This window comes from Rhodococcus baikonurensis (assembly GCF_040489275.1).
Lineage (GTDB): Bacteria > Actinomycetota > Actinomycetes > Mycobacteriales > Mycobacteriaceae > Rhodococcus_F > Rhodococcus_F baikonurensis.
Genome location: NZ_JBEUOQ010000005.1, coordinates 125,144 through 149,468, shown reverse-complemented (window position 1 = coordinate 149,468; position 24,325 = coordinate 125,144). Strand labels below are relative to the sequence as shown.

General features: G+C 63.2%; 22 protein-coding genes. 19 read left to right on the top strand and 3 right to left on the bottom strand.

Going from position 1 to position 24,325, the window contains the following annotated elements; all coding sequences use genetic code 11:
• Both ABWI03_RS14050 and cofD read right to left on the bottom strand, forming a co-directional pair.
• Positions 1-1,386 (bottom strand): coenzyme F420-0:L-glutamate ligase, encoded by a 1,386-nt coding sequence (locus ABWI03_RS14050; RefSeq protein WP_298778187.1) that lies wholly within the window; start codon positions 1,384-1,386, stop codon positions 1-3.
• The gene (cofD, locus tag ABWI03_RS14045) at positions 1,383-2,375 is read right to left on the bottom strand and encodes a 2-phospho-L-lactate transferase (protein ID WP_095969084.1); all 993 of its coding nucleotides are present in this window, start codon (positions 2,373-2,375) and stop codon (positions 1,383-1,385) included. The genes ABWI03_RS14050 and cofD overlap by 4 nt, the downstream gene beginning before the upstream one ends.
• A gap of 380 nt (positions 2,376-2,755) precedes the next feature.
• On the opposite strand from cofD, the gene ABWI03_RS14040 reads away from it, so the two are divergent.
• On the top strand, positions 2,756-3,034 hold the full coding sequence (locus ABWI03_RS14040) for a WhiB family transcriptional regulator (protein ID WP_020907098.1): 279 nt from the start codon (positions 2,756-2,758) through the stop codon (positions 3,032-3,034).
• 193 nt (positions 3,035-3,227) lie between these two features.
• Here ABWI03_RS14040 and ABWI03_RS14035 read toward each other — a convergent pair whose 3' ends face one another.
• Positions 3,228-3,716 (bottom strand): metallopeptidase family protein, encoded by a 489-nt coding sequence (locus ABWI03_RS14035; protein ID WP_003940797.1) that lies wholly within the window; start codon positions 3,714-3,716, stop codon positions 3,228-3,230.
• A gap of 80 nt (positions 3,717-3,796) precedes the next feature.
• Here ABWI03_RS14035 and ABWI03_RS14030 point away from each other — a divergent pair, with 80 nt between their 5' ends.
• The 18 genes from ABWI03_RS14030 (at position 3,797) to secA (ending at position 24,325) form a co-directional block, all read left to right on the top strand.
• On the top strand, positions 3,797-4,183 hold the full coding sequence (locus ABWI03_RS14030; protein ID WP_020969213.1) for a DUF3499 domain-containing protein: 387 nt from the start codon (positions 3,797-3,799) through the stop codon (positions 4,181-4,183).
• 127 nt (positions 4,184-4,310) lie between these two features.
• Positions 4,311-5,684, top strand: coding sequence for a phosphomannomutase/phosphoglucomutase (locus ABWI03_RS14025; protein ID WP_003941022.1), 1,374 nt, complete (start codon positions 4,311-4,313; stop codon positions 5,682-5,684).
• A 163-nt stretch (positions 5,685-5,847) separates the two neighbouring features.
• The gene (locus ABWI03_RS14020; RefSeq protein WP_124566411.1) at positions 5,848-6,942 is read left to right on the top strand and encodes a tobH protein; all 1,095 of its coding nucleotides are present in this window, start codon (positions 5,848-5,850) and stop codon (positions 6,940-6,942) included.
• Positions 6,943-8,169: a mannose-6-phosphate isomerase, class I gene (gene manA, locus ABWI03_RS14015; protein ID WP_298778175.1), complete on the top strand. Its 1,227-nt coding sequence runs from the start codon at positions 6,943-6,945 to the stop codon at positions 8,167-8,169. It abuts the gene before it with no gap.
• Between the two features lie 60 nt (positions 8,170-8,229).
• Positions 8,230-9,201, top strand: coding sequence for a cation diffusion facilitator family transporter (locus ABWI03_RS14010; RefSeq protein WP_095969279.1), 972 nt, complete (start codon positions 8,230-8,232; stop codon positions 9,199-9,201).
• 86 nt (positions 9,202-9,287) lie between these two features.
• Positions 9,288-10,784 carry an amino acid permease gene (locus tag ABWI03_RS14005; RefSeq protein WP_353798738.1) on the top strand — a complete coding sequence of 499 codons (1,497 nt, stop codon included), beginning with the start codon at positions 9,288-9,290 and terminating at the stop codon, positions 10,782-10,784.
• Between the two features lie 112 nt (positions 10,785-10,896).
• Positions 10,897-12,123: an alkane 1-monooxygenase gene (locus ABWI03_RS14000; protein WP_235171902.1), complete on the top strand. Its 1,227-nt coding sequence runs from the start codon at positions 10,897-10,899 to the stop codon at positions 12,121-12,123.
• Positions 12,123-12,308, top strand: coding sequence for a rubredoxin (locus tag ABWI03_RS13995; protein WP_298778171.1), 186 nt, complete (start codon positions 12,123-12,125; stop codon positions 12,306-12,308). Before ABWI03_RS14000 ends, ABWI03_RS13995 begins: the two co-directional genes overlap by 1 nt.
• Positions 12,305-12,487 carry a rubredoxin gene (locus tag ABWI03_RS13990; RefSeq protein ID WP_095969090.1) on the top strand — a complete coding sequence of 61 codons (183 nt, stop codon included), beginning with the start codon at positions 12,305-12,307 and terminating at the stop codon, positions 12,485-12,487. The genes ABWI03_RS13995 and ABWI03_RS13990 overlap by 4 nt, the downstream gene beginning before the upstream one ends.
• 48 nt (positions 12,488-12,535) lie before the next feature.
• Complete coding sequence (locus ABWI03_RS13985; protein ID WP_298778169.1) at positions 12,536-13,162, top strand: TetR/AcrR family transcriptional regulator; 627 nt, start codon at positions 12,536-12,538, stop codon at positions 13,160-13,162.
• Positions 13,163-13,222: 60 nt separating this feature from the next.
• On the top strand, positions 13,223-14,701 hold the full coding sequence (gene ahcY / locus ABWI03_RS13980; protein WP_003940766.1) for an adenosylhomocysteinase: 1,479 nt from the start codon (positions 13,223-13,225) through the stop codon (positions 14,699-14,701).
• Positions 14,702-14,781: 80 nt separating this feature from the next.
• Positions 14,782-15,423, top strand: a complete 642-nt coding sequence (locus ABWI03_RS13975) for a dTMP kinase (protein WP_298778167.1) — start codon at positions 14,782-14,784, stop codon at positions 15,421-15,423.
• A 116-nt stretch (positions 15,424-15,539) separates the two neighbouring features.
• Positions 15,540-16,217, top strand: a complete 678-nt coding sequence (mtrA, locus tag ABWI03_RS13970; protein WP_003941013.1) for an MtrAB system response regulator MtrA — start codon at positions 15,540-15,542, stop codon at positions 16,215-16,217.
• Positions 16,214-17,953, top strand: a complete 1,740-nt coding sequence (gene mtrB, locus ABWI03_RS13965) for an MtrAB system histidine kinase MtrB (protein ID WP_298778162.1) — start codon at positions 16,214-16,216, stop codon at positions 17,951-17,953. Before mtrA ends, mtrB begins: the two co-directional genes overlap by 4 nt.
• Positions 17,950-19,728: an MtrAB system accessory lipoprotein LpqB gene (gene lpqB / locus ABWI03_RS13960; RefSeq protein ID WP_095969094.1), complete on the top strand. Its 1,779-nt coding sequence runs from the start codon at positions 17,950-17,952 to the stop codon at positions 19,726-19,728. The genes mtrB and lpqB overlap by 4 nt, the downstream gene beginning before the upstream one ends.
• A gap of 67 nt (positions 19,729-19,795) precedes the next feature.
• Positions 19,796-20,494, top strand: coding sequence for a ComF family protein (locus ABWI03_RS13955; RefSeq protein WP_296556610.1), 699 nt, complete (start codon positions 19,796-19,798; stop codon positions 20,492-20,494).
• 175 nt (positions 20,495-20,669) lie between these two features.
• Positions 20,670-21,350, top strand: coding sequence for a ribosome hibernation-promoting factor, HPF/YfiA family (gene hpf, locus ABWI03_RS13950; protein ID WP_003940893.1), 681 nt, complete (start codon positions 20,670-20,672; stop codon positions 21,348-21,350).
• Between the two features lie 131 nt (positions 21,351-21,481).
• Positions 21,482-24,325: a preprotein translocase subunit SecA gene (gene secA / locus ABWI03_RS13945; RefSeq protein WP_124566403.1), complete on the top strand. Its 2,844-nt coding sequence runs from the start codon at positions 21,482-21,484 to the stop codon at positions 24,323-24,325.

Genomic DNA, 24,325 nt, shown 5'->3' with positions numbered 1-24,325 from the left:
CTACATCTCCACCAACGCGTCCCCGGGGGCGGGGACGGTGCGCGGAGTCAGTGGTTCGAGTGGGTGCCCGATTGCGACCGCGCCGAGTGGCTGCCAATCGGCCGGGAGATCGAGGTGTCGACGCACCAGGTCGGCGGCGAAGATCGTCGAGCCGATCCAGCAGCTTCCCACACCGCGTGTGGCCAGCGAGACCAGCAGTCCCTGCACGGCCGCTCCGGCGGCGACCGTGAACATCGTGGACTCCGCGGCGGTACGTCGGGGGTCCGGGTAACTGTGTGCGTCGTCGGGTACGCAGAAGGGAATGACGACCTCGGGGGCGTCGAACAGGATGTTTCCGCGTGCAATCCGCGCGTCGACGGATTTGTCGCTGCGACCGTCGGCGCGAAGATCGGCGGCCCACTGCTCACGCATCTTCTCGAGGAGAGCCGTGCGGACGGACTCGGTTCGCAGCCACACGAATCGCACCGGCCTCGTGTGGTGCGGTGCGGGCGCGGTGAGTGCCTCGGCGATCGAGTTGCGAATGATCTCCGCGTCGACGGGGTCGCTTGCGAACTGTCGGACCGATCGACGCAACAGCAGCGCCTGGCCGCGGCCCATCGCCGTAGCCTCCTCGGTGCCCAGCCAGAACAGATCATCCGGGCCGCGGCGAATCAGATCCTGGCCACTCGAACCGTCGTCCTCGAATCGGAGTCCTCGCACGACGGCGACGGGAACGCCGCCCAGTTTGCCCTTGACCAGATCGCCAGCAGCGGCGATCTCGTCGGCGATCGCGATCTCGGTGACGATCAGTTCGTTGCCCTGACTGTCCTGTGCTCCGAGGTAGCCGTGCAGGACCGGAATGCCGGAGGAACCGATTGCGGCGTCGGTCTGTCCGTTGCGCCACGCACGACCCATCGTGTCGGTCACGACGACGGCGACGGACTTGCCCGTGCTCTCGAGAATCCGGGCGCGCAGGCCCGCAGCGCTCGCATCCGGATCCACGGGGAGCAGAGCCAGTTCGGCACCGTCGACGTTGGAGCCGTCGATGCCGGATGCGGCCTGCACGATGCCGAGTTTGTTCTCGGTGATCAGAGTGCGGCCCTTGCGTGCCACGACGCGGACGGCCTCCTGATCCACCAGGAGGCGTCGTGCTGCGTCGCGCTCTTCCGGATCGGTGGGCGAGGAAACGATGCGCCCCTCGACTTTGGAGAACACCTTGCTCGTGACGACAACGACGTCGCCACTTTCGATCCACGGCGTCGCGTCGACGACGGCGGCGGCCAGATCGTCTCCCGGCCGGAATTCGGGAAGTCCGAGCACGGGAATGACTTCGATTGCGGCACCGGGGGAGTGATCGCCGGGAGAGTGATTTCCGTCGCGGCTTGCTTCGGTTCCGGGTTCGGTCACAGTTCGACTCCGGCGATCTCGAAAGCCGTTCGAACCATTTTTGCGGTCTCTTCGGGGGACGTCATCAAAAGTGGGATGCTTCGCACGTCCACCCCGTCGATGTCGGCCGTGTCACCTTCGTCGACGAGCCAGCCGTCGAGAATGCCGTTGATCGAACGAGCTCCGTAGTGACGACCGATCGCCTCGGAAGTCGTCTCGACCCCGATCACTTCGAGGCACTCGTCAGCCATGCCGCGCAACGGTTTTCCGCCGATGACGGGAGAGAGGCCGACAACCTTGGCGGCGGTGGTGCGCAGGGCTCCGCGAATGCCCGGCACCGCGAGGATCGCGCCGACGCTCACGACGGGATTGGAGGGTGCGATCAGCACGATGTCGGCACCGTCGATTGCCTCGACCACCCCTGGCGCGGGCTTGGCCTGCTCGGCGCCGACGTGAGCGAAGCTGTGAGTTTCCACCTGTGCCCTGTGGCGTACCCACCACTCCTGGAAATGAATCGCCTTCTGCTCACCGTCTTCCGGATCGGTGATCACGACGTGTGTTTCGCTGCGGTCGTCGCTGACGGGAAGCAGTGCGACACCGGGATTCCAGCGATTGCACAACGCTTCGGTGATCGCGGACAACGGATATCCCGTGCGGAGCATCTGGCTGCGAATCAAATGCGTTGCGATATCGCGATCTCCGAGGCCGAACCAATCCGGCTTCGCTCCGTATGCCGCGAGTTCTTCTTTCGCATTCCAGGTTTCACCGGCGTGCCCCCACCCGCGTTCGGTATCGATGCCACCGCCGAGTGTGTACATACAAGTGTCCAGATCGGGGCAGATGCGCAGACCGTGCATCCAGACGTCGTCGCCGACGTTGACGACGGCCGTGATGCGATGTGGGCCTTCGTATTTCTCGAGGGATTCACCACCGACGATTCCGAGCGCATTTTGCACACCTTGAAGGAAACGGGCCCCGCCGACGCCGCCAACCAATACAGTCACGTTCACGACAACAGAGCCTAGGCGGTCGGCGCGTCGTCGTGTCTGGCGGGCAGAAGGTCCCGTCAATTGGGGGCCGGAATACTAATGGATTCATCTCGTTTAGCTTGACCGCGACACGCTGGACGTGTGTAATCTCAAATGTGTCATTCCAACCGCTACTTGTGAGTTCACTTGCAGCGGGGCCGGTTTCGAACACAGTTTCGAACGGTCGACGGGGTGGGGTTGAAGATGGAGTGAAAATTCTGCGCTATTACAGGTGAGGAGGCGGAACGATGCCCAATGAAAATGTCGAGATCAGTTCTCTCGCAATGACAGTAAGCGACGAACCGCAGACCGATTCCCGAGCAGGCGCAGCAGAAGGTGCCTGCAGCAGTGAGTTCGACGGTATGAGTACTCGGCCAGTGCTGAGTCTCGTCACCGGCTTCGAAGAATTGTTCGACACCATCGAGGATCAGTGGCAGGAGCGTGCTCTCTGCGCGCAGACCGATCCCGAAGCGTTCTTTCCTGAAAAGGGTGGATCGACGAGGGAAGCAAAACGGATCTGCCTCGGTTGTGAAGTTCGTGACGAGTGCCTCGAGTACGCGCTCGCGAACGACGAACGGTTTGGAATCTGGGGAGGGTTGTCCGAGCGCGAGCGTCGGCGACTCAAGCGGGGGATCATCTGATCTGCTGCTGAATCGGTTCTGTCAGCGTCGGGGCTGACGGGCGGTCTTCGAAAGTCTGACCTGCAACGGGGAATTGCAGGTCAAGCAACGACTGTTTTGTTCTTCGTGTGGATTTACTTCTTCGTGTGACATCAGTTTTTTCGTCTGACGGTGCGTCAGTCCTCGTCGGGCAGTATCAGTCCTCGTCGGGCTATCAGTCCTCGTCGGGCAGTGTGGGGTCGATGACCTGTGGGTCGACGCCCAGATACGTGCCGACTTGATGGACCAACACGTCGTGCACCAGATCCGTGAGTTCTTCCGGATCCTTCGCGCGCTGCTCCAACGGGCGGCGAAAGAGCACAATTCTTGCGCGAGTCGTATTTCCGTGACGGTCGATTCCGGCCGGAATCAGTCGTGACAGTGGAACCGGTCCGTCGGCGATGACCTCCGGCGGCCACGTGACGGACTCCGGATCGTGTGCGTGAATCTTCGGAACTTCGTCCACTGCGATGTCGAGTTTCGTCAACCGGTCGTGCCACGCCAGGTCGACGGGCGAGAAGGCGTCGAGCACCAGGAGATCGAACTTCTCGGCCCGGGTGCGTCTGGCCGGTACCTCCGGGGGAAGTAGCGGTCCGCGCAGGCCACGGCCGTGTCGTTCGATGGAACGAGTGGTGACCGAGCGTCGGCGGCGGGCTTGTGGCATGGCGCCCAGATTACGACAGAAGAAACTGCTCGGTGTGTCCGAGTAGGTTCCGGACGTGGGGAGGGCTAGGCTCCGTACCTGTGAGATCTCTGCGTCGCTGCTGCCGCCCCGGGTGCAAGAACCCCGCCGTCGCGACGCTGACGTATGTCTACTCGGACTCCACTGCGGTTGTCGGGCCGCTGGCGACCGTCGCAGAGCCCCATTCATGGGATTTGTGTGACACTCACGGCTCTCGAATCACCGCCCCCAAGGGCTGGGAACTCGTCCGCCACGAAGGCGGATTCGCGTCGAGCACTCCCGACGAAGACGATCTGACCGCTTTGGCCGAAGCTGTGCGTGAAGCCGGTCTCGGAGATCGCAACAAGTCCAACGTCGATGCAGATGAGGACATACGTCCCGCAGCTCCGAGTACTGCCCGTACAGGGCGTCGTGGACACCTCCGCGTTCTGCCCGACCCGTCCAACTGACGCGAGATTCGTCGCCGCAGAGGCTAGGCTCGACCGAGTACTTCCACACCCGAGTACTGCGAATCTCCGGACGCCATGCGCCCGGACGTTCCCGTCTGTGAGGGTGCATGCACAAGGAGAGTTTTCAGTGGGGCGAACAGCCGAGTCGGTTGCTGCAATCATCAAGGCGTACGACGTGCGCGGTGTGGTCGGTGAGCAGATCGACGAAGATTTTGTCCGCGACGTCGGTGCGTCGTTCGCCCGCTTGGTCCGTGACGAGGCCGGCGCCGCCACGACGGTGGTGATCGGCTACGACATGCGTGCATCGTCGCCCACTTTGTCCTCGGCTTTCGGTGACGGTGTGCTCGCTCAAGGCCTCGACGTCGTCTACATCGGGTTGGCGTCGACCGACGAGCTCTACTTTGCATCCGGTTTGCTGAACTGCCCGGGCGCGATGTTCACGGCGAGCCACAATCCCGCCAAGTACAACGGCATCAAGATGTGCCGGGCCGGCGCCAAGCCGGTCGGTCAGGACACCGGCCTGGCAGTCATCTCCGCCGAGGTCGTCTCGGGTGTTCCCGCGTACGACGGACCGGCAGGCACCGCCAGCACCAAGGACGTCCTCGAGGAATATGCGAGCTACCTCCGCGGTCTGGTCGACCTGGCTGCGTTGCGCCCGCTGAAGGTTGCAGTCGATGCAGGCAACGGCATGGGAGGGCACACCGCGCCGGCCGTATTCGGGCCGATGCCCCTCGACGTCCTCCCGCTCTACTTCGAGCTCGACGGCACGTTCCCCAACCACGAAGCCAACCCCCTCGATCCGGCCAACCTCGTGGACCTGCAGGCCTACGTGCGTGAAACCGGAGCAGACATCGGCTTGGCTTTCGACGGTGACGCGGACCGTTGCTTCGTCGTCGACGAGAAGGGCGACCCAGTCTCTCCGTCCGCGGTGACCGCACTTGTCGCCAAGCGCGAACTCGCGAAGGAACCGGGCGCGTCGATCATCCACAACCTGATCACGTCACGAGCAGTGCCCGAACTGGTCGAAGAACTCGGCGGCGTCGCGATTCGTACCCGAGTCGGCCACTCGTTCATCAAGCAGGAGATGGCCGAGACCGGTGCCGTGTTCGGCGGCGAGCACTCCGCTCACTACTACTTCCGCGATTTCTGGGGCGCTGATTCCGGCATGCTTGCGGCGTTGCACGTACTCGCCGCACTGGGCGAGCAGGACCGTCCGCTCTCCGAGTTGATGGCGGAGTACACCCGCTACGCGGCCTCGGGCGAGATCAATTCCACGGTGGCTGACGCGGCCGATCGCACGGCCGCTGTGCTGGCAGCATTTGCGGACCGCACCGAGTCGGTGGATCGCCTCGACGGTGTCACGGTCAGTCTCGAGGGAAATGCCTGGTTCAACTTGCGTGCGTCCAACACCGAGCCTTTGCTGCGACTCAACGTCGAAGCGCCCACGTCCGCCGATGTCGACGCGTTGGTGAACGAAATTCTGGCGATCGTCCGGGCTTGAATCCGAGTCTGATCGGTTTGTCGGTGAGCCGAAGCCCTGGGATAGTTGGGGGACTATCTCGGGGACGACGGCCTCGGGAACGAGGGCTTTGCCACCACGGACCGCGTAGAGCTGGAATGCTGGATGGTGCGGGAACTGCTAACGGAGAAGGGGGTGCGGTGAGATGACAGCGCCGATGCCGCTTCTCGACCTCGACGACAGCGAGGGTTTGTCGGCTGCCGATTCGGAAGGGCTACTGCGTTCTGTGGCCATGGGGGGCGCACAGATTCGGGCCACCGCATCGGCCGTCGGCGAGGGTGTCATCTCTCGGTTGGCCGGTCTGCGTCCGCGCAGCGTCGTACTGATCCCCGGTGCCGGTGGCGCTCGACACGGAGCCAGGATCGCGCTCGCTCTCGTCGGAGATTCGGTCGGTTGCCCGCTCCTCGTACTCGACCGGACGCCCTCGTGGGCCGGGCCGTTGGACGTGATCGTCGTCGCTGGTGACGATGCCGGTGATCCACGCCTGGTCGAATCCGTCGACAGTGCCGTACGCCGCGGCGCCGAAGTTGTTGTCGCCGTTCCCGACGAGGGGCCCATGCGAGCCGTGGCGGCCGGGCGCACCATGGCTTTGCCGCCGCGGCTCTACGCCTCGCCGCGGCACACCATGACGCGGTTCCTCGCCGTCTTCCTGGCCGTTGCCGCCGAAATCGAGGGCAAGGGATCGATCGAGGACCGTTCGGCGGTACTCGGTCGAATCGCCGACGCAGTTGATGCCGAGGCGCTGCGGGACGGGCCGTCCAACGAGGTGTTCCACAACCCGGCCAAGTCGTTGGCCACCAGAATGAGCGGCCGACGGGTCGTTCTGTGTGGAAGTGGTTCCGTGACAACAGCACTCGCAGAGTTCTCGAGTGTTTCGCTGATGGGCTCGGGCCTGAACGCCGCTGCCGCCGAACTGTCCGAGGTGATTCGTTCTGCTCGGGCGTTGTTCGCGCCGGACGCAACTTCCCGTGATTCGGTGTTCCACGACCCGTTCTTTCACGATCCGCAACTCGACGGCGCACTGCCGACCCCGCCGGCGCGGGCATTCGTCTTCGCGACCGAATCCACGCGCGGGGAGGCGAGACGCCGGATGGACGCACTGGCCGACGCCGATCTGGTGGTGGCGGCGGACGAAGACCAGACCAACGTGGTGATCTCGGAGATGGAGCAGGTATTCGTGTTGGCGTCTCGAGTAGACATGGCCGCGGCGTACGTGCAGTTGACAGGCGGTGCGAAGTAAGTGCGTGAACTCGAAGGTGCACTTCGTTCTTACGCGTGGGGCTCGCGAACGGCAATTGCCGAACTACGCGGTCTTGCGACTCCGTCGAATCATCCCGAGGCGGAATTGTGGTTGGGCGCGCACCCGGGTGACCCGGCGCGCGTGATCACCGAATCCGGAAGCGAGTCGTTGCTCGAGGTCCTGCACCGCGAACCCGAACGCGAACTCGGCCGCGAGAACCTCGAGGCGTTCGGTGAGCGACTCCCATTCCTGCTCAAGCTGCTTGCGGCGGAAGAACCGCTGTCACTTCAGGCGCATCCCAGCGCCGTTCAAGCCGAAGAGGGTTTTCGTCGTGAGAACGCACTCGGCGTTCCCATGGAGTCGCCGATTCGCAACTACAAGGACGGCAGCCACAAGCCCGAACTCGTTGTCGCGCTGAGCAGATTCGAAGCGCTTGCCGGATTCCGCGAGCCGACGCGAACTGTCAAACTGCTGCGCGCTCTGGCCGTCGACGAGTTGGAGCCGTACATCGGACTGCTCGAAGGCCAACCCGATTCCGACGGACTCCGAGCCTTGTTCACGACGTGGATCACGCTGCCGTCCACAGTGCTCGGGACGTTGCTCCCTGCCGTACTTGCGGGGTGCATCACCTACGTCGCGCATCACGACGCCGAATTCGTGACCGAGATCCGCACCGCGTTGGAATTGAGTGAGGCGTACCCCGGCGACGCCGGCGTTCTGGCGGCACTGCTGCTCAACCGCGTCACCCTCGAGCCCGGCCAAGGACTGTTTCTCGCTGCCGGCAATCTCCACGCGTATCTCCATGGACTCGCGGTCGAGATCATGGCCAACTCCGACAACGTTCTGCGCGGTGGGCTGACGCCCAAGCACGTCGACGTGCCCGAACTGTTGAGGGTTCTGGACTTCGTCGGGGCCGATATCGAAGTGCTCGATCCGGCCCCGTCATCAGGTCGGTCAGGATCAGGTAGATACGAGTACGTCACGCCCGCACCCGAGTTTCGTTTGACGCGTCTGGAGTTCGACTCGAATTCCACCGACCTCGTTGTCGAAGCCGGCGGCCCCCGGATTCTGATCTGCACCGAGGGTGCGGTCACTGCGACGTGCGGTGCCGACACGCTCGACCTCGACCGGGGGCGAGCGGCGTGGATCGCTGCCGAAGAGCCCGTAGTACACCTGAGTGGGCGAACACCGACTGCGCAGGTTTTCAGTGCCGTCGTCGGTCGATGAACCTCTCGGTCGATGAACATCTCGGACGATAAGAATCCCGGTCGACAGCGAGGAGACATTGTGTCGGCTCATGGTGGCAAAAAGGCAATTCTGGCGGCCCTCGGAGCCAATGCCGGAATTGCCGTAGCCAAGTTCGCCGGATTTTTGATCACCGGATCGTCGTCGATGCTCGCGGAATCGGTGCACTCGGTGGCCGATACGTCCAATCAAGGACTGCTGCTCCTGGGGCAGAAGAAGGCCGAACGCGAGGCGGACCAACTTCACCCGTTCGGATACGGGCGCAGCCGATACTTCTACTCGTTTGTCGTCGCGCTCGTGCTGTTCACTCTCGGATCGCTCTTCGCGATCTACGAAGGTATTCACAAGATTCAGCATCCGGAAGAACTCAATTCGGCTTTCGTGGCAATCGCGATCCTGTTGATCGCGATCTGCCTGGAGGGCTACAGCTTCCGGACCGCAGCGAAGGAATCACGACCGCTCAAGGGAAATGCGTCGTGGTGGAACTTCATCCGAACCTCTCGTAGTCCGGAACTTCCGGTAGTGCTGCTCGAGGACACCGGAGCACTGATCGGTCTGGTGCTTGCACTCGGCGGCGTCGGCCTCACGATGGTGACCGGAAATCCGGTGTTCGACGGTATCGGAACCCTGTGCATCGGTGTCCTGCTCGGCATCATCGCGGTCATTCTGATCATCGAGATGCAGTCATTGCTGATCGGTGAGGGCGCAACGCCGGTCGAGACCGAACTGATCCTGAATGCCCTCGTGGACGGAACTCGCATCGAACGTGTCATCCATTGCAAGACGCAGTACCTCGGTCCCGAGGAAATCCTCGTTGCGGCCAAGGTTGCGGTACCACTCGGCTCGACGATCTCCGATGTGGCGACGGCGATCGACGAGGCCGAGTCCCGCGTGCGCGCTGCAGTGCCTGCGGCGCGGGTGATCTACCTCGAGCCGGACCTCGATCGTCTCAGCGCGGATCGACCTGGTTCCGACCGCCCTGAGACAGATCTACAGGCTCCCGACAAACCCTGAACAAAGCCGCGCCTGCGGGCTTAGGCTGATGCCATCTCTCTACTTGCCCATGGTGGGACCTGCGGGTCCCCAGCAAGGAGGCGGCAATGGCTGTCAAGGACGAGCAGGCCGGATCCGGCCGGTCGAAGCTGTTTCGAACCAAATCGATCGAGCAGTCCATCAAGGACACCGACGAGCCGGAAACCAAACTCCGGAAAGAGCTGAACTCGTGGGATCTCACGGTGTTCGGCGTCGCGGTGGTCATCGGCGCCGGCATCTTCACACTCACGGCGCGGACGGCGGGAAACGTCGCCGGGCCGTCGGTTTCCCTGGCGTTTGTCATTGCCGCCATCGCCTGCGGACTGGCAGCGCTGTGTTACGCCGAGTTCGCGTCGACGGTCCCGGTCGCCGGTAGCGCATACACGTTCTCGTACGCGACGTTCGGAGAATTCGTTGCCTGGATCATCGGCTGGGATCTCATCCTCGAATTCGCCTTGGCGTCTTCGGTGGTGGCAAAAGGCTGGTCGCTGTACCTCGGAGAAGTGATGGGCTCACGCAGCCCGATCGTCGAGTTGGGGCCGATCTCGTTCGATTGGGGTGCGGTGCTGGTGATCGCTGTCATCACGATCCTGCTCGCGACCGGTACGAAACTCTCGTCGAGGGTGTCACTGGTGATCACGGCGATCAAGGTGGCGGTGGTGTTGCTGGTGATCATCGTCGGTCTGTTCTACATCGACACCGACAACTATTCGCCGTACATTCCGCCGTCTCAACCGGGCTCGACGGGGGAGGGCATTCACCAGTCGCTGTTCTCGTACGTGACCGGGGCCGGTGGCAGCACGTTCGGGTGGTACGGATTGCTCGCGGCAGCCAGTCTGGTGTTCTTCGCGTTCATCGGATTCGACGTCGTCGCCACGACTGCTGAGGAAGCGAAGGAGCCGCAGAAGGCGCTGCCGCGAGGCATCCTGGGCTCACTGTTGATCGTCACGGTTCTGTACGTGGCGGTGACACTCGTGCTGACGGGGATGGTGAAATACACCGAACTCGAGGGTGATACGTCCAACCTGGCGACGGCATTCGCGTTCCACGACATCACCTGGGCGAAGAACGTCATCTCGTTCGGAGCGTTGGCCGGTCTCACGACGGTGGTGATGGTGCTGATGCTCGGTCAGACCAGGGTGCTCTTCGCGATGGCCCGCGACGGTCTGATGCCACGACGGCTGGCGCCGACGGGCAAGCACGGAACTCCCGTGCGGATCACGATCTTGGTCGGCGTCGTGGTCGCGGTGCTCGCCGGAGTCTTTCCGATCGGCACCCTCGAGGAAATGGTGAACATCGGCACACTGTTCGCGTTCGTTCTCGTCTCGATCGGGGTTCTCGTGCTTCGGCGGACGCGACCGGACCTTCCGCGCGGGTTCCGGGTGCCACTGGTCCCTCTGGTCCCGATTCTGGCTGTCCTCGCGTGTCTGTGGCTGATGTTCAACCTGTCGGTGGAGACCTGGATGAGGTTCGTGGTCTGGATGGCTGTCGGAGTTGTCATCTATTTCGCCTATAGCAGGCAGCATTCGATGATCGGGAAGCGCGAACGCGGCGAAATCGCGTGATGTGTACAAAGTTATCCATTTGTCTATTGCTTGTACAAAATCAGTAGTAATGTCTATCTCATAGTGAACTGACTCACAGTTACCGAGTTGGTCCGAATCGAGGAGGCAGACCGTGTCGACGCACGTGAACTCGCAGTCCGGGCAGACGCTCCCACCCGAGCAGTGGCGCGACAAGAAGAGGTATCTCTGGCTGCTCGGCCTGGTACCGCCGACGGCGGTCTTCATTGCCGTCGGGTTGGTCGCGTTGTTCAACAGTCTCGGATGGAATGCGATCTCGCCGGTGTGGTGGTGGATCGGACCGCTGCTCGTCTACATTCTGCTCCCGATCCTCGACATCTTCTTCGGTCCGGACGGCGAGAATCCGCCGGACGAGGTGATGGAACGCCTCGAGAACGACAAGTACTACCGGTACTGCACCTACATCTACATACCGTTCCAGTTGGCCAGCCTGGTCGTGGCCTGCTATCTCTGGTCGGCCACCGATCTGTCCTGGCTCGGAATCGACGGCGGACTGGGGCTGATCTCCAAGATCGGCCTGGCGATCAGTATCGGTTGCGTCGCAGGAATCGGGATCAACACCGCACACGAACTCGGCCACAAGAAGGATGACCTCGAGCGCTGGTTGTCGAAGATCACTCTGGCGCAGTCGTTTTACGGTCACTTCTACATCGAGCACAATCGTGGACACCACGTGCGTGTCGCCACGCCCGAGGATCCGGCGTCGTCTCGCTTCGGTGAGAGTTTCTGGACTTTCCTGCCGCGCAGCGTGTGGGGTTCTCTACGCTCGTCGTGGTCCCTGGAAAAGGCCAGACTCGATCGACTGGGTAAGAAGCCGTGGACAATTCGCAACGACGTCCTGCATTCGTGGTTGATGTCCGTCGTGCTCTTCGGTGTCCTCGTCGCCGTCTTCGGACTCTCGGTGCTGCCGTTCCTGGTGCTGCAGGCCGTCTTCGGGTTCTGTCTGCTCGAAACCGTCAACTACCTCGAACATTACGGTCTGAAGCGTCGTCGTCTGGACAGTGGGCGGTACGAGCGTGCCGCACCGGAGCACAGTTGGAACAGCGATCACATCTGCACCAACATCTTCCTGTATCACCTCCAGCGTCACAGCGACCACCACGCGAACCCGACGCGTCGGTATCAGACGCTTCGAAGCATGGACGGCGCACCCAACCTGCCCAGCGGCTACGCGAGCATGATCATGCTCGCTTACGTTCCGCCGCTGTGGCGAAAAGTGATGGATCCCAAGGTCCTTGCGCATTACGGCGGCGACATCACCCGCGTCAACGTTCAGCCGTCCAAGCGCGATCGCATCCTCGCTCGGTACGGAGCAGCGTGATGAGCCGCTACCGATGCCCGGTGTGCGAATACGTCTACGACGAGTCGAAGGGTGCACCACGAGAAGGGTTTCCGGTCGGCACCCCGTGGGATGCCGTTCCGGACGACTGGTGCTGCCCGGACTGCGGCGTGAGGGAAAAGCTGGACTTCGAAACGATGCCGGCGCCGGCGGGGAGTGAATCATGAACGACTACAAGCTGTATCAGTGCGCGCAGTGCGGATTCGAGTACGACGAGGCGGTCGGCTGGCCGGACGACGGTATCGAGCCGGGCACTCGCTGGGACGACATTCCCGACGACTGGAGTTGCCCGGACTGCGGGGCGGCGAAGAGTGACTTCTTCATGGTGGAGGTCGAACGACGGTGAGATGCGTCGGCGTCGAAGAGACCTGAGTGCGGCGGTAGTGTCGTCAGCATGACTTCGACGCCCACTCGTCTGCCGCAGAAAGAAGCGTCGCGCCTGCTGCTGCGTACGTCGGTGCTCGATTCGATGCGTGACTTGTTGACCGAGCGCGACTGGTCGGAGGTGACGCTGACAGTTCTGGCCAAGCATGCCGGTGTGAGTCGTCAGACGCTCTACAACGAGTTCGGTTCGAGGCAAGGGCTTGCCGAGGCGTACGCGCTTCGCCTTGCCGACGGATTCGTCGACGCCGTGGACGAGGCCATGGTGGCGAACGAGGGGCGTGCAGTCGAGGCGTTGATGGCGGGCTTCGGATCGTTTTTCGCCTCCAGTGCAACCGACCCGTTGGTGATCTCACTCCTCACCGGTGAGGCCAAGCCGGACCTGCTTCGCCTGATCACCACCGACAGCGCGGTCATCATCGAGCGGGCGTCGTCACGGCTTGCGGAGAGTTTCCAGCGAGGGTGGATACAGGCGTCACCCGCCGATGCCGGGATCTTGGCCAGGGCGATTGCGCGTCTCGGGCTCAGCTACATTTCGATGCCGCCGGAGTCCGGGGCTTCGGTGGCGGAGGATCTGGGCACGTTGCTCGGGCCCTTCATCGACGTGGCGCGAGAGGGGCGGGCGGGAGAGGGCGTCTAACCGATAGCCTGGTACACCGATAGGCTTGTGCATAGTTTGCACGTCAACCAGGAGAGGCAGATGACGACCTCAGTTTCAACAACGCCCGTGGCCGAGAGCCGTAACGGCATCGACTTCAAAGTTGCAGATCTTTCGCTCGCGGAGTTCGGTCGCAAGGAAATCCGTCTGGCAGAGCACGAGATGCCCGGCCTCATGGCGCTTCGTCGCGAATACGCAGAGGTATTGCCGCTCAAGGGTGCTCGCGTGTCCGGCTCGCTGCACATGACCATCCAGACCGCGGTTCTGATCGAGACGCTGACCGCGCTCGGCGCCGAGGTCCGCTGGGCTTCGTGCAACATCTTCTCCACGCAGGATCACGCTGCCGCCGCCATCGTGGTCGGTCCGCACGGCACTCCGGAAGAGCCCAAGGGGGTTCCGGTTTTCGCCTGGAAGGGTGAAACCCTCGAAGAGTACTGGTGGGCAGCGGAGCAGATGCTGACCTGGCCGGGCGAGCCCGCCAACATGATTCTCGACGACGGCGGCGACGCCACCATGCTGGTGCTCAAGGGCGCACAGTTCGAGAAGGCCGGCGTCGTACCGCCCACGGACGACGACCAGGATTCCGACGAGTACAAGGTCTTCCTCGCACTTCTGCGTCAGTCCCTCGAGTCCGACAAGGGCAAGTGGACGGCAATCGCGGAGTCCGTCCAGGGCGTCACCGAGGAGACCACAACGGGCGTTCTGCGCCTGTACCAGGTTGCCGCTGCCGGCGAACTCACGTTCCCCGCGATCAACGTCAACGACTCGGTCACCAAGAGCAAGTTCGACAACAAGTACGGCACGCGCCACTCGCTGCTCGACGGCATCAACCGCGGCACCGACGTTCTGATCGGTGGCAAGGCTGCGCTGGTCTGTGGTTACGGCGACGTCGGCAAGGGTTGTGCCGAGGCACTTCGTGGCCAGGGCGCTCGCGTCGCAGTCACCGAGGTCGACCCCATCAACGCCCTTCAGGCGCTCATGGACGGCTTCGAGGTCAAGACCGTCGAGCAGGCCATCGGTTGGGCCGACATCGTGATCACGTCCACCGGTAACAAGGACATCATCACGTTCGAGCACATGAAGGCCATGAAGCACCAGGCCATCCTGGGCAACATCGGTCACTTCGACAACGAGATCGATATGGCCGGCCTCGAGAAGTCCGGCGACGTCACGCGGATCAACATCAAGCCGCAGGTCGACGAGTTCACCTTCGCCGACGGCCACTCGATCATCGTGCTGTCCGAAGGCCGCCTGCTCAACCTCGGCAACGCGACGGGCCACCCGTCGTTCGTGATGAGCAACAGCTTCTCCAACCAGGTCATCGCACAGATCGAACTGTGGACGAAGCCGGACGAGTACGACAACGAGGTCTACCGCCTCCCGAAGCACCTCGACGAGAAGGTCGCCAAGATCCACGTCGAGGCACTCGGTGGCACGCTGACCAAGCTCACGAAGGATCAGGCTGAGTACATCGGCGTCGACGTCGAAGGCCCGTACAAGCCGGAGCACTACCGCTACTGACTCGGTGATTCGTCGCTGAGAATGTAGTGCCCACCGTCCCCCGGTCTGCGCAAGCAGGCCGGGGGATAGGCTTGTCCGCCGTGGGAACACTGGTGGCATTGGAAGGCCTCGACGGAGCTGGAAAGCGAACGTTGATCGGCAAAGTGGAGAGCGAACTCCGCCGCGGCGGCACGTCGATCGCAACTCTGGATTTTCCGCGGTACGGAAAGTCGATCCACGCGGATCTTGCTGCCGAGGCACTCAAAGGATCACACGGAGATCTGGCTGAATCCGTGAACGCGATGGCAGTCCTGTTCGCCTTGGACCGCGCCGGTGCTGCGGATCGGATCTCGGAACTGTTGTTCACCAACGACATTGTTCTCCTCGACCGCTACGTGGCGTCCAACGCCGCCTACAACGCGGCGCGCGTGCATCAGGGCGTGGACGGCGAGATGGTCGCCTGGGTCCGTGAATTGGAGCTGGGCCGACTCGCTCTCCCCGCTCCCGATCTGCAGTTGTACCTCGACGTACCGGTAGCGCTCGCCGAGCAGCGCGCCCGCTCGCGTGAGGCCGAGGACGCGTCGCGTCAGCTCGACGCCTACGAGCGCGACGGCGGCCTGCAAGCAAGAACCGGTGAGCTGTACACGCAGTTGGCAGCGACGGCCTGGGTCTCACCCTGGTGGATCGTGGGGCCGGAGACGGACCCGGCCGACCTGGCGCACAGGCTCGCGGATTTCGCGTGATCGGTCACCCTTGCGGCCGTGATTCGAACTTTCCGGCACAGTAGAGGGAAAGACGCGGCACGCCGCACGGCCACGTAACGGTCTGATTCATCGCTCCGAGATGCAACGATAGGGATATGAAACCAAGGATTCTGGTTGTCGACGACGACACGGCACTCGCCGAGATGCTCACGATCGTGCTGCGTGGTGAGGGTTTCGATCCCTACGTGGTAGGCGACGGAACCCTGGCGCTCGCGGCAGTGCGTGAGACTCGGCCCGATCTGGTCCTGCTCGATCTCATGCTTCCCGGAATGAACGGCATCGACGTATGCCGGGTTCTGCGTGCGGATTCCGGTGTGCCCATCGTGATGCTGACAGCCAAGACCGACACCGTCGACGTCGTGCTCGGCCTCGAATCCGGTGCGGACGACTACATCATGAAGCCGTTCAAGCCGAAGGAGTTGGTGGCGCGGGTGCGCGCTCGCCTGCGCCGTACCGAAGAAGAACCGGCCGAACTGCTGAGCATCGCCGACATCGTGATCGACGTTCCGGCACACAAGGTCAGCCGCGGCAGCGAGCAGATCTCGCTCACGCCACTCGAATTCGACCTGCTGGTCGCCTTGGCGCGCAAGCCGCGCCAGGTGTTCACCCGTGAAGTCCTCCTCGAGCAGGTGTGGGGCTACCGCCATGCCGCCGACACCCGTCTGGTGAACGTGCACGTTCAGCGTTTGCGCGCCAAGGTCGAAACTGATCCCGAGAATCCCGAAGTGGTTCTGACGGTCAGGGGGGTCGGCTACAAGGCCGGACCGCCGTGAGCGGAGTTTCCAGGTGGCGTCGTCGTCTCAACCGACGGCTGACGCCATTCCTGCGGTGGTGTCACTCGATGAGCAACACCCTCGCGCACACGTGGCGACGCTCGCTCCAGTTGCGAGTGGTCGTCTCGACTTTGACGCTGTCCTTGATCGTCATCGTCATTCTCGGCGTCGTGCTCACCAGCCAGATCACCGATCGGCTGTTGGAAACGAAGATCACTGCGGCGACCGAAGAAATGGACCGTGCCCGCGGCATCGTGGAAGACCAACTCGCCGGCGTCGACGATTCGACGGCACTGAACGTCCAATTGGAGAGCGCGGCGTCCGGACTGACGAGCCGTCGAAACCAGACCTCGGGCCAGGCCTCCGGTTCGGCCGGCACCTTCGATCCGGTGCTCATCGTGCCCGGGGACGGGCCGCGCCAGCCGACGAGTTCGGGCCCGGTCGATCAGATCCCCGACAACCTGCGCGAGTTCGTCAAACGCGGCCAGATCAGCTACCAATTCGCGACGGTGTCCAACCCGAACGGTTACTCCGGACCCGCGCTGATCATCGGTAGCCCCACCGCGTCGTCGATCTCCGGTCTCGAGCTGTACCTGATCTTCCCGCTGGCCAGCGAAGACCGAAGTCTCTCTCTGGTTCGAAGCACCCTGCTGATCGGTGGAGCGGTGTTGCTGGTGCTCCTGGCGGCGATTTCACTGTTGGTCGCCAGACAGGTCGTCCTTCCCATTCGATCGGCCTCACGGATCGCGGTGCGTTTCGCAGACGGCCGACTCAAGGAACGAATGCCGGTCCGCGGCGAGGACGACATGGCGCGCCTGGCCATGTCGTTCAACGAGATGGCCGAGAGTCTGTCGAAACAGATCACCCAACTCGAGGAGTTCGGCAGTCTCCAGAAACGCTTCACCTCCGATGTCAGCCATGAACTCCGCACTCCACTGACGACGGTCCGAATGGCAGCCGACCTGATCTACGACGGCAGTGAGAACCTCGACCCGATGCTGCGTCGGTCGTCGGAACTGCTTGTCGCCGAACTGGACAGGTTCGAGGGGCTACTGGCAGACCTCCTCGAGATCTCCCGCCACGACGCCGGCGTCGCGGAACTCGCGTCCGAACAACTCGACGTGCGTATGTGTGCACGAGCGGCGGTTTCCACGGTTCGCCATCTCGCCCGCGAATCCGGCACCGAACTGATCGTGGACATGCCCGACGAGCCCGTCATGGCCGATGTGGATCCGCGCCGCGTCGAACGCATCCTGCGAAATCTCCTGGCCAACGCCATCGATCACGGCGAAGGGAAGCCGATTCTGCTTCGCCTTCGCGCCGACGACAATGCTCTCGCCTTCATCGTCCGTGACAGTGGTGTGGGATTGCGGCCAGGGGAGGAGAAGTTGGTCTTCAATCGGTTCTGGCGATCGGACCCGTCCCGCGTGCGCCGCAGTGGTGGCACCGGACTCGGCCTCGCGATCAGCGTCGAGGACGCAAATCTGCACGACGGCAAGCTCGAAGCCTGGGGCGAACCAGGCGTCGGCGCCTGCTTCCGGCTGACGCTCTCGCGTACCCGCGGCAAGAAAATCGTGTCGAGTCCGCTGCCGCTCAAGCCGACGACCACCAAATTCGTGCGCACACCGAGCGAAGCCGACATCGTCGCCGATACCGTCGGCGAGGTCACGTCGTCCCTGCCGACGCCGCGTGAACCGGACTCGCGGAACGAGTCCAGTGGCGGAGATCGATCATGATCGGAACCCGCCGTCGTCTGGGACTTCTCGCAACAACGCTCAGCGTGCTGTTGCTGACCGGCGCGTGCGCGAGTCTGCCCGAGTCCTCGTCGCCGCAGGCAATCGGAACTCTGGCAACAGCCGTGCCCGGAACCTCCGTCGAATCACCGGCATCAGGGCGAGAGCCGGACCTGCTGGTACGCGACTTCGTCAAGGCGAGTACCGATCCGTCCAACCGGCATGCCGCAGCACGTCAGTACCTCACCAAGGACGCGTCGGCGCGCTGGGACGACGCGGCCAGCGCCGTCATCGTCGACAAGATCGACACCCTGTCCGCATCGCGAACCAGTTCCGAAGCGGTGTACACGATTCGGGTGAACAAGGTAGGTCGCCTCGATCCGGGCGGACTGTACGTTCCCGAAGAGGGCAGCTTCGAAGCGAGGATGACCCTGACGTTGACCGACGGCGAATGGCGGATCAGTGATCTGCCACCCGGTGTGATCATGGAGCGCCCGCAGTTCCTCGGCGCCTATCAGCGCAAGTCGTTGTTCTTCCTCGACCCCACGAGTCAGACGGTCGTCCCCGACCTTCGCTGGATTTCCGGCGGACAGGACCAGGTGGCAGCTCAGCTGATCGGCCTGATGATCGACGGACCGAAGGCAGCGCTGGCGCCGGCTGTACGAAACGAACTCGGCAATGGCGTGTCGGTGATCGGTCCGATCACCAAGGCCGACGGCAAGCCGGGACAGGTCGGTGTCGGGCTCGGTGGTGTGCGCATCAACTTCCGCCTCGACAACCCGATGGATGCTGCTACTCGCGGATTGTTTGCAGCACAGGTCATTTGGACGCTCGCCAATGCCGATGTCGCGGGACCGTACGTACTGGAGATCGACGGCGAACCGCTGGACGCAGCTCATGCGGACGGCTGGACCACCGCTGACGTCGCATCCACCAACCCGCTGGCCACCACGAGTGCGACCGTCGGACTGCACGCCCTGCGCAACGGCTCACTGGTGAGCGTCACCGAGCAGGAGGCGGCTCCGGTGCCCGGCTTCGCGGGCACTGCGGGCAACCTCACAGCGGCCGCTCTCTCCCGGGACGGCAAGTTGGTGGCAGCCGTCGCGGACACTGCTCGGCCGGATCCAGCCACAAGATTCGACTTGTCGCTCGGGACCTACGGCGAAGGATCCGTTCCGGTACTCGAAGGCAGTGCCATCACCCGACCTTCGTGGGAGCTGGACAACAACGCGGTCTGGGCGGCCGTGAACGGCAATACCGTCGTACGGGTCGTCCGTGAACCAGGCACCGGCCGGGTGTCGGTCACCAATGTCGATGTCGGGGCCCTGACGTCGGTCGGTTCCACGATCTCTGAACTACGACTCTCCCGTGACGGTGTGCGAGCGGCGATGATCATCGACGGCAAGGTCTACCTGGCCGTGGTCGTGCGCACAGCCAGCGGCGTCTACGCCCTGACGAGTCCACGCGCAGTGGCCTCCGGTTTGGGCAGCACCGCGCTCTCGCTCGACTGGAGCAACAGCGACACCATCGTGATCGCGCGCAGTGGAGCCGACATACCGGTCGTCCAGGTCGCGATCGACGGTTCCCGAATGGACGCGCTGCCGAGTGGAAACCTGACGGCTCCCGTCACCTCCGTGGATGCGTCGCCGACCACCGAGTACGTGGCCGACGCGCGTGCGGTGTTCCAACTGAACAACAACGACCCCGCCGGGGATCGTCGTTGGCGTGAAGTGACCGTGCTGACCGGACAGAAAGCCATCCCGGTTCTACCTGGCTGACGCGTCTCCACCCGGCTGACGCGTCGGCGCTCGGTTTCATGTCGGTGCCCCAGGTCATGATTCGACCATGGGGGACAAGAAATTCGGCGCCGGCCTGCTCGATCTGTTGTTGCCACGCGAGTGTGGTGGGTGTGGCCGCACGGGGACTCTGTGGTGTCGTGAGTGCGCGGAACTGATGCGTGACCATCCGGTTCAACTGAGTCCGCGCGTCGACCCGGGCGTGCCGGTGTGGGCACTCGGCCGCTACGACGGCCCCAGACGGCGCAGTGTGATCGAGATGAAGGAACGGGGTCGTCGGGACCTCGCGACGCCTCTGGGGATCGCTGTGGCCGGTGCATTGGCCACGCTTGAACGGTGGGGCGAGCTCGGCACCGGGATTCGGGACCCGATCGTCCTGGTGCCGGCACCCACACGCGCCCGCGCGGCGCGCTCTCGCGGGGGTGATCCCGTGCGCCGGGTAGCCGAGAGTGTGCGCGAAAAGCGCGAAACCGGTTCTGCTGTGGCTCGTCCGATACGAGTGTGTCCGATCCTCCGGATGACGCGGGGCGTACGTGACTCGGTGGGGCTGTCCGCGGCCGACCGGGTGACCAATGTGAACGGTCGTGTGTCTCTCGACACCACAGCGATCTCGTCCATGGCGCAAGACTGCGGCATCGTCGTGCTCGACGACGTGCTGACCACGGGAGCGACTGCGGCAGAGTCGGTTCGGGCACTCTCGCTCAGTGGGATTCGGACAACTCTCGTGCTTGTCCTTGCAGGGGCTTAGATGAATTTCGTTGGAACAGTGGCACTCGCGCGCGTTACGTACTAGCGTCGGCGGCACACCCGAAAATACTGGTAGGAGGTGGTACTTCGATACTGGTGCCGGGCGGATCCCCTCTCGGTACTTGCAGAATTTGCCGCCGCCCACCGTGGGGCGGGGCCGTAATTGGGAGGTACGAGTGACGACCCCTTCGCAAGCCTCGTTTTTCATCGAGGACGCCACCATCGAGCGTTCCGAGAATGCCGCAGCTCCGAGATCCGACGTCGTAGTCAAGGGACGAAATGTCGAGATCCCCGATCACTTCCGAATCTACGTTTCGGAAAAGCTGGCGCGACTCGAACACTTCGACCCCTCCATATTCCACTTCGACGTGGAACTCCAACATGAACGCAACCGACGACAGGCGAAGAGTTGCCAGCGCGTCGAGATCACCGCTCGAGGTAAAGGCCCGGTGGCCCGAGCCGAAGCGTCCGCAGACAGCTTCTACGCCGCCTTCGAATCGGTGATCGACAAGCTCGAGAGTCGCCTCCGTCGAACCAAGGACCGCAAGAAGGTCCATTACGGTGACAAGCGACCGGTATCCGTCGCGGAGGCAACCGCCTCCCTCGTCGACGCAGACTCACTCGGAGTCACACCGGACATTTCGCTGAACGGTCAAGAGCCGGACGAGTACGACGGCCCCGGACGCGTGGTCCGCACGAAGGATCACCCGGCCGAGCCGATGACCATCGACGACGCTCTCTACGAGATGGAACTGGTCGGACACGACTTCTTTCTCTTCCATGACAAGGAGTCGGACAAGCCGTCCGTCGTCTACCGTCGTCACGCTTTCGACTACGGATTGATCCGCCTGACATGACCCAATCGGTGGTGGGTTTGCTCGCTCGCCGCCGGTAGCGCCTACCATGGAATCCGGCCGGAGTTTTCGGACCCCGGCCGGATTTTCAGTGTGTGACCCCCTGTCGCCGAAGATTGAGGACGAAGAAGACTGTGCCGTCGCTGTCGCTATCGAAGCTGCTCCGTGTTGGTGAAGGTCGCATGGTCAAGCGGCTCAAGCACATCGCCGAGCATGTCGAATCTCTGTCGCCCGATGTCGAAGGCCTGACAGACGAGCAACTCAAAGCCAAGACCACCGAGTTCCGTGAGCGCTACGCCGCCGGGGAATCCCTCGACGAGCTGCTGCCCGAGGCATTCTCCGTGGCCCGCGAGGCGTCGTGGCGCGTGATCGACCAGAAGCACTTCCACGTGCAGATCATGGGTGGCGCAGCCCTGCACTTCGGCAACGTCGCCGAGATGAAGACCGGTGAGGGCAAGACCCTGACCTGCGTTCTTCCGGCATACCTCAACGCGATCGCCGGCGACGGCGTCCACGTGGTCACAGTCAACGACTACCTCGCCAAGCGTGACTCGGAGTGGATGGGCCGCGTTCACCGTGCCCTCGGCCTCGAGACCAGCGTGATCCTCTCGGGCATGACGCCGGCCGAGCGTCGCGTCGCCTACGCAGCGGACATCACCTACGGAACCAACAACGAGTTCGGTTTCGACTACTTGCGTGACAACATGACGCATTCGTTGGACGACCTGGTCCAGCGTGGCCATGCGTTCGCCATCGTGGACGAGGTCGACTCGATCCTCATCGACGAAGCCCGAACCCCGCTCATCATCTCGGGCCCGGCTGACGGCTCCAGCAAGTGGTACAGCGAATTCGCGCGCATCGCGCCGCTGCTGAAGAAGGACGTTCACTACGAGGTCGACATCCGCAAGCGCACCATCGGTGTGCACGAGGCGGGCGTCGAACTGGTCGAGGACCAGCTCGGTATCGACAACCTGTACGAAGCCGCGAATTCGCCGCTGGTGAGCTACCTGAACAACGCGATCAAGGCCAAAGAGCTCTACACCAAGGACAAGGACTACATCGTCCGTGACGGTGAGGTCATCATCGTCGACGAGTTCACCGGCCGCGTGCTGGTCGGCCGCCGCTACAACGAGGGCATGCACCAGGCGATCGAGGCCAAGGAGAAGGTGGAGATCAAGGCGGAGAATCAGACCCTCGCCACCATCACCTTGCAGAACTACTTCCGTCTGTACGACAAGTTGTCGGGCATGACGGGTACCGCCGAGACGGAAGCTGCCGAGCTTCATCAGACCTACACCCTCGGCGTGATTCCGATCCCGACCAACCGTCCGATGGTTCGAGTCGACAACGGCGACCTCATCTACAAGACCGAGGAAGCCAAGTTCGACGCGGTGGTCGACGACGTCGTCGAGCGCCACGAGAACGGACAGCCCGTCCTCATCGGTACCACCAGCGTCGAGCGCTCGGAGTACTTGTCGAAGCAGTTCACCAAGCGCGGTGTCGCCCACAACGTCCTGAACGCAAAGTTCCACGAGAAGGAAGCGACCATCATCGCCGAGGCCGGTCGCTCCGGTGCGGTCACTGTCGCGACCAACATGGCCGGCCGCGGTACCGACGTCGTGCTCGGCGGTAACCCGGACATCATCGCCGACATCGCGCTGCGCAAGAAGGGCCTCGATCCGGTTACGACGCCGGACGAGTACGAGGCAGCGTGGGACGCAGTTCTGGACGAGGTCAAGGCCGAGGTCAAGGCCGACGCCGAGAAGGTCCGCGATGCCGGCGGCCTGTACGTCCTGGGCACCGAGCGTCACGAATCGCGTCGTATCGACAACCAGTTGCGTGGTCGTTCCGGACGTCAGGGTGATCCCGGCGAATCGCGGTTCTACCTCTCGCTCGGTGACGAGCTCATGCGCCGCTTCAACGGTTCGGCACTCGAGTCGATCATGACGCGCCTGAACCTGCCCGACGACGTCCCGATCGAAGCCAAGATGGTCTCGAAGGCCATCAAGAGCGCTCAGACCCAGGTGGAGCAGCAGAACTTCGAAATTCGCAAGAATGTCCTCAAGTACGACGAGGTCATGAACCAGCAGCGAACGGTCATCTACAAGGAGCGCCGCCAGATCCTCGAGGGTGAGGACATGGAAGGCCAGGTCGAGCAGATGATCACCGACGTGGTCACCGCCTACGTCGACGGCGCCACCGCTGAGGGATACGTCGAGGACTGGGATCTCGAGCAGCTGTGGACCGCGCTCAAGACGCTGTACCCGGTCGGTATCGATCACAAGACGTTGGCGGGGGAGGACGGCGCAGGCATCAACAGTGACCTGAGTCGTGACGACCTGCGAACCGCTTTGCTCGAAGACGCCCACGCGGCGTACAAGAAGCGTGAGGCCGAGATCGATGCGATCGCCGGCGAAAACGGTATGCGCGAACTCGAGCGTCGTGTCTTCCTCTCGGTCCTGGACCGTAAGTGGCGTGAGCATCTCTACGAGATGGATTACCTCAAGGAGGGAATCGGTCTGCGTGCGATGGCCCAGCGCGATCCATTGGTCGAGTACCAGCGCGAGGGTTACGACATGTTCATCGGCATGCTCGACGGATTGAAGGAAGAGTCCGTCGGATTCCTCTTCAATCTCCAGGTCGAGGCAGCGCCGGCTCAGCCCGCGAGCGGAATTTCCGTCACCGCAGGCTCGGCCGCCGCGGCGTCGGCCACGGCGCCCAAGCCGCTCCCGACGCAGGAAGCTGCGGCCAGGACTGCCGGAACTGCTGCCCCGACGGCGTTGCGCGCCAAGGGACTTGACGACGAAGGTCCGTCACGACTGACGTACACCGGCCCGGACGAGGACGGCAAGGCGAAGGCAACTCGCGACTCGGCCGCCGACTCCGGTGACGGCGCCGCCTCGCGTCGCGAACGTCGTGAAGCAGCGCGGACGCAGTCGAAGAGCAATCGAGCTCCGAAGTCCAAGCGCAAGCGCTGA

What these genes read in the sequence shown, in the direction of transcription:
- ABWI03_RS14040 (WP_020907098.1), top strand. Translation starts at nt 2,756, where the DNA reads ATGAGTACTCGGCCAGTGCTGAGTCTCGTCACCGGCTTCGAAGAATTG.
- ABWI03_RS14035 (WP_003940797.1), bottom strand. Translation starts at nt 3,716, where the DNA reads ATGCCACAAGCCCGCCGCCGACGCTCGGTCACCACTCGTTCCATCGAA.
- ABWI03_RS14020 (WP_124566411.1), top strand. Translation starts at nt 5,848, where the DNA reads ATGACAGCGCCGATGCCGCTTCTCGACCTCGACGACAGCGAGGGTTTG.
- ABWI03_RS14005 (WP_353798738.1), top strand. Translation starts at nt 9,288, where the DNA reads ATGGCTGTCAAGGACGAGCAGGCCGGATCCGGCCGGTCGAAGCTGTTT.
- ABWI03_RS13995 (WP_298778171.1), top strand. Translation starts at nt 12,123, where the DNA reads ATGAGCCGCTACCGATGCCCGGTGTGCGAATACGTCTACGACGAGTCG.
- ABWI03_RS13990 (WP_095969090.1), top strand. Translation starts at nt 12,305, where the DNA reads ATGAACGACTACAAGCTGTATCAGTGCGCGCAGTGCGGATTCGAGTAC.
- ABWI03_RS13985 (WP_298778169.1), top strand. Translation starts at nt 12,536, where the DNA reads ATGACTTCGACGCCCACTCGTCTGCCGCAGAAAGAAGCGTCGCGCCTG.
- ahcY (WP_003940766.1), top strand. Translation starts at nt 13,223, where the DNA reads ATGACGACCTCAGTTTCAACAACGCCCGTGGCCGAGAGCCGTAACGGC.
- mtrA (WP_003941013.1), top strand. Translation starts at nt 15,540, where the DNA reads ATGAAACCAAGGATTCTGGTTGTCGACGACGACACGGCACTCGCCGAG.
- lpqB (WP_095969094.1), top strand. Translation starts at nt 17,950, where the DNA reads ATGATCGGAACCCGCCGTCGTCTGGGACTTCTCGCAACAACGCTCAGC.
- ABWI03_RS13955 (WP_296556610.1), top strand. Translation starts at nt 19,796, where the DNA reads ATGGGGGACAAGAAATTCGGCGCCGGCCTGCTCGATCTGTTGTTGCCA.